Origin of the sequence: Paracoccus sp. PAMC 22219, assembly GCF_000787695.1 — a bacterium.
Classification (GTDB): Bacteria; Pseudomonadota; Alphaproteobacteria; order Rhodobacterales; family Rhodobacteraceae; genus Paracoccus.
Genome location: NZ_BBPH01000236.1, coordinates 1 through 4,758 on the forward strand (window position 1 = coordinate 1; position 4,758 = coordinate 4,758).

6 protein-coding genes are annotated in these 4,758 nt (G+C 69.0%); 1 reads left to right on the forward strand and 5 read right to left on the reverse strand.

All coding sequences use genetic code 11. The features are described from left to right. The 5 genes from TY51_RS19390 to TY51_RS19410 form a co-directional block, all read right to left on the reverse strand. The coding region (locus TY51_RS19390) for a hypothetical protein (protein ID WP_197054848.1) at positions 1–590 on the reverse strand (590 nt) is incomplete at its 3' end. Positions 591–695: 105 nt separating this feature from the next. Continuing rightward, on the reverse strand, positions 696–1,622 hold the full coding sequence (gene argF, locus TY51_RS19395) for an ornithine carbamoyltransferase (RefSeq protein WP_042252916.1): 927 nt from the start codon (positions 1,620–1,622) through the stop codon (positions 696–698). 151 nt (positions 1,623–1,773) lie between these two features. Further along, entirely contained in the window at positions 1,774–2,250 is a 477-nt protein-coding gene (locus TY51_RS19400; RefSeq protein ID WP_042252918.1) for a GNAT family N-acetyltransferase, read from the reverse strand. Next, on the reverse strand, positions 2,243–3,415 hold the full coding sequence (locus tag TY51_RS19405) for an aspartate aminotransferase family protein (protein ID WP_042252919.1): 1,173 nt from the start codon (positions 3,413–3,415) through the stop codon (positions 2,243–2,245). Before TY51_RS19405 ends, TY51_RS19400 begins: the two co-directional genes overlap by 8 nt. 152 nt (positions 3,416–3,567) lie before the next feature. Then, positions 3,568–4,404 (reverse strand): ABC transporter permease, encoded by an 837-nt coding sequence (locus TY51_RS19410; protein ID WP_231559159.1) that lies wholly within the window; start codon positions 4,402–4,404, stop codon positions 3,568–3,570. A 117-nt stretch (positions 4,405–4,521) separates the two neighbouring features. On the opposite strand from TY51_RS19410, the gene TY51_RS19415 reads away from it, so the two are divergent. After that, positions 4,522–4,758 (forward strand): GcrA family cell cycle regulator (locus TY51_RS19415; protein ID WP_042252923.1); only part of this gene is annotated, 237 nt, incomplete at its 3' end.

A 4,758-nucleotide genomic window follows, 5' to 3' on the forward strand; every position in this document is an offset into this window, starting at 1 on the left:
CCGCCACCACCGCCTGCCCTGTCACGGCCACCTTCGGCCTTGCCGCGCCCCCCGCCTGACTGCGGGCGCGTCGGCCCCTGCAGCGGAATCTCCACCCCCTCCGGGATCGCCTCCAGGTCCAGCGCCAGCCGGATATAACGGCGCAGCGACACGACCAGTTCGGCCGTATGCACCGCGCGACCCGCGGCCATGTCCCGCGCGGCCTGCCCCGCCAGGCGCACATGCTCCTCGGTGCCCAGCAGAAGGATGTCCGCCAGCGCCGCCTCGACCGCATCGCGGATGCGACGGGGCCGGTCGGACCCCGGCTCCACCGGATCGGCCGCATCGGCGACGCGCAGCTCACGCAGATGCGCGGGGCTGACGGTCAGCTCTCCGGTGAACGACCCGCCCAGCGTGCGATAGGCGGCGATCAGCGTCTTCAGCCGCTCGTTGATCTGGCGGTTCATGCGTTGCTGGCGCTGCTGGATGGTCATCATCGCCAGAACGCGGATGCCGACGCCCACGCAGGCGAACAGCGCCAACCCCAACAGGGTCGTCCCGATCGCCTGCCAGGAACTGAAATCGAAACTGCGCATGCCGGGCCCCGCCATTCCTGCCATCCGGACCCCGATGCGGGGGCACCAGGCCGGACAGGCCCCGCCCCGCGGGGTCTGTCCTCATGTCACCGGGCGGCCCCTGGCCGCCCGTCAATCAGGTCACAGGCCCAGACAGTGCCGCATGATCGCCTTCTGGGCATGCAGCCGGTTCTCTGCCTCGTCCCAGATCACGGAGGCCGGGCCGTCCATGACGGCACTGGTCACCTCGTCCTCGCGATGCGCGGGCAGGCAATGCATGAACAGCGCGTCAGGCCGCGCCTGCGCCATCAGCGCCTCGTTGATCTGGTATCCACGCAGCTGATTGTGGCGGCGCTCCTTGGCCGATTGCGGGTCGTGCATGCTGACCCAGGTGTCGGTCACGACCAGATCGGCCCCCATCACCGCCCGCGCCGGATCGCGCTCGATCGTGACCGGGCGCCCCTGCGACGCCGCATAGTCCAGGCAGGCGGCCTCGGGGTCCAGCGGCGGCGGGCCGGTAAAGGTCAGGTCGAACCCGAACTGCCCCGCCGCATGGGCAAAGCTTGCGAACACGTTGTTGCCGTCGCCCGACCAGACGACCTTCTTGTCGGCGATGGGGCCGCGATGCTCCTCAAAGGTCATTACGTCGGCCATGATCTGGCAGGGATGGGTGCGGTTCGTCAGCCCGTTGATGACCGGCACGGTGGCATGTTCCGCCATCTCCAGCAGGGTCGCCTCCTCGAACGTGCGGATCATGATCAGATCGACATAGCGCGACAGCACGCGCGCGGTATCCGCGATCGTCTCTCCGTGACCCAGCTGCATCTCCGATCCGGACAGGATCATCGTCTGCCCGCCCAGCTGGCGCACGCCCACGTCGAAACTGACGCGCGTGCGGGTCGAGGGCTTTTCGAAGATCAGCGCGACCATGCGTCCGGCCAGGGGCTGTTCGTCGTCGGGCATGCCCTTGGGGCGGCTGTTGCGGGCAGCCTTCATCGCATGGGCGCTGTCGATGATGCTGCGCAGGGCCGCGCGGTCGGTGGTGTGGATATCCAGGAAATGGGTCATCGTCTTGGGCTTTCGGCTTTTCTCCAGCAAGCCCCGCCGGACGGGCCGGGTCAAGGGGCGGATCGGGCTTTCTGCGCCCCCGCGGGGACGGCGCCCGGTCGGGCCGGAGAAGATGGGTATTTGGGCAACGAAGAAGCAGGGCGCGCGCGCCTCATCGGAGGCGGTTCATCACGCGGACGGGCCGGCCTAGGCCGTCATGGCGGATGTCGTCGCCCGCAAAGCCCGCCTTGCGATATGCCGCGATGGCACGCAGGTTTTCGGGGGCGGGATCGATGGCCAAGGTCGAACATTCCTGCAGCAGCAGATCCCCCAGGGCGCTCAGCCACGCGCCCCCCTGCCCCATCCCATCGGGGCCGGCAAAGACGTCCAGCGCAACCGCATCCGCGGGCAGGTCCGCGAAATGCAGCGCGGGCCAGTGATGGGCCGGATAGGATTGCGCATAGCCCAAGGCGATGTCGTCGCGCATCGCAATCACCTGCCGCGTGACCCTGTGGCCCAGATCGTCGCGGATCAGGGCCACCTGGCGGTCGGGACCCGGCCACCAGACGGCGACCTCTGGCCGGGCCAGCCAGCGGGCCAGCATGGGCAGGTCATCCTCGGTGACCGGCCTGAAGGCGTAGTCAGCCATCCAGGCTGGCGGCGGCCCGGTCCAGGCGCGCCACGGCCTCGGCGATCTCGTCGTCGGTGATGTTCAGCGGCGGCAGCAGGCGCAGCGTGTCATCGGCCGCAGGCACCGTCAGCAGATGCTGGTCATAGGCCGCGCGCACCAGATCGGTCGGTGCCATGCGGCATTTCAGGCCCAGCATCAGCCCCTGGCCCCGCACGCCCTCGAAGACCTGGGGATGGGCCGCGATCAGCCCCTCCAGCTTCTGGCGGAACAGGGCGGCCTTGCGGTTCACTTCGGCCAGAAACGCCGGGTCGGCCACGATCCCAATGACCGCCGCGCCCACCGCGCAGGCCAGCGGGTTGCCGCCATAGGTCGAGCCATGCGAGCCCGCGACCATGCCCGCCGCCGCAGCTTCCGTCGCCAGGACCGCGCCCAGGGGAAAGCCCCCGCCGATGCCCTTGGCGACCATCATGATGTCGGGCGCGATCCCCGCATATTCATGCGCGAACAGCCGCCCCGTCCGGCCCATGCCGCATTGCACCTCGTCCAGAACCAGCAGCGCGCCGGTCCGGTCGCACAGCTCGCGCAGCCCCTGCAGGCAGGCGTCGGGCAGCGGGCGGATGCCGCCCTCTCCCTGCACCGGCTCGACCATGATCGCGGCGGTGCGGTCGGTGACGGCGGCCTTCAGCGCCTCGTGGTCGCCAAAGGGCAGCGTGCGGAACCCCGGCATCAGCGGGCCGAACCCCTTGACCATCTTTTCCGACCCCGCCGCGGCGATGGCCCCGGTCGAGCGTCCGTGGAACGCGCCGGAAAAGGTCAGGATCTCGATCCGCTCCGGGTCGCCCGCGTGGTCCCAATGCTTGCGCACCATCTTGATGGCCAGTTCGGCGGCCTCGGTGCCCGAATTGGTGAAGAAGACCGTGTCGGCAAAGGTGTGTTCCACCAGCAGGTCGGCCAGCCGCTCCTGTTCGGGGATCTGGTACAGGTTCGACACGTGCCAGATCCGCCCGGCCTGTTCGGTCAGTGCCGCGACCAGGTCGGGGTTCGCATGGCCCAGCACGTTGACCGCGATGCCCGCGCCCAGGTCCAGGTATCGCGTCCCGTCCGCGGTGATGGCCCACGCCCCCTCGCCGCGTTCGAACGCCAGAGGGGCGCGATTATAGGTCGGCAGGACGTGCGGGATCATGGCAAGGCTCCGGCGATGGAAGGGGAAATGGCGGAAACGGCAACAGGGACGCGGACCCGCGAAGGGGCCGGCATCAGCGTCGCGAGCGGGTGGTGCGTCGTTTCGTCATGGCGCGAAGGATGCGCAGCTTTGCCTGCCAAGGCAAGCGCAAATCAGGGCTTCATGCGATAGCCCGACCGCAGCCAGCGCCACGCCAGGTACAGCACCCCCGCCACGACCCCCGTACAGATCAGCGCACCGCGCCAGACCGGCGCATCGCTGACCCCGGTCACGCCATAACGCGCCCCGTCGATCAGATAGAAGATCGGGTTCCAGTGCGACAGCGTGCTGAACGGCTGCGGCAGCGCCTGCACCGAATAGAAGGTGCCCGATAGGAACGACAGCGGCGTGATGACGAAATTGGTGATCGCCGCCATCTGGTCGAACTTCTGCGCCATGATGCCCGCCAGGATCCCCAGGCCCCCCAGCATCAGCGCGGCCAGCAGGACGAACGCCAGCGTCCATCCCGGATGCGCGATGCCGCGCCCGGTGACCAGCACCATGCCGATGCCGATGACCATGGCCACCAGCCCTGCCCGCACCACCGACCCGGCCAGATAGCCCGCCAGCAACTCTCCGGCGGACAGGGGCGGCATCAGCGTGTCGACGATGTTGCCCTGCACCTTGGCCGCGGTGATCGAACTGGAGGTGTTGGCGAACGCGTTCTGGATCACCGTCATCATCAGGATGCCGGGCCCCAGAAAGACCAGATAGGGCAGGCCCATGATCTGTCCCCGCCCCTGCCCCAGCGCCATCGCGAACACGACCACGAACAGCCCCGCCGTCATCAGCGGCGCGAAGATCGTCTGCTGCCAGACGGCCATGAACCGCATGACCTCGCGCCGCGCCAGCGTGCGCAGGCCCAGCCAGTTCACGCGGCCAAAGCGGCGCACGCCCATGGCGGGGCTGTCGGAAAGCGGGGGCAGGCCGGGCATTGTGGGCGGGGTCATCTGGCGGTCCTTGAATTTCTGCGCTTCGGCGGCTAAATCTCGGCATCCCGTATGTGACGGGACCAATCGCAGGTTACAAGATGGGGCGGCAGGTCAGACCCGCCCGGAAAGGCTGCCATGTCCTGGACGGATGATCGCGTCGAGACACTGAAACGCATGTGGTCCGAGGGCCAGTCGGCCAGCGCCATCGCCAAGGAACTGGGCGGCGTGACCCGCAACGCGGTGATCGGCAAGGTCCACCGCCTGGGCCTGTCGAACCGCACCGAGGAGCCGGAGGCCGCAGCCCCGGCCCCCGCCGCGCCCGCGCCCGAACCGGTCGCCCGCGAAAAGCCGCCGGCAGCTACCGCGCGGTCC

What these genes read in the sequence shown, in the direction of transcription:
- argF (WP_042252916.1), bottom strand. Translation starts at nt 1,622, where the DNA reads ATGACCCATTTCCTGGATATCCACACCACCGACCGCGCGGCCCTGCGC.
- TY51_RS19400 (WP_042252918.1), bottom strand. Translation starts at nt 2,250, where the DNA reads ATGGCTGACTACGCCTTCAGGCCGGTCACCGAGGATGACCTGCCCATG.
- TY51_RS19405 (WP_042252919.1), bottom strand. Translation starts at nt 3,415, where the DNA reads ATGATCCCGCACGTCCTGCCGACCTATAATCGCGCCCCTCTGGCGTTC.
- TY51_RS19410 (WP_231559159.1), bottom strand. Translation starts at nt 4,404, where the DNA reads ATGACCCCGCCCACAATGCCCGGCCTGCCCCCGCTTTCCGACAGCCCC.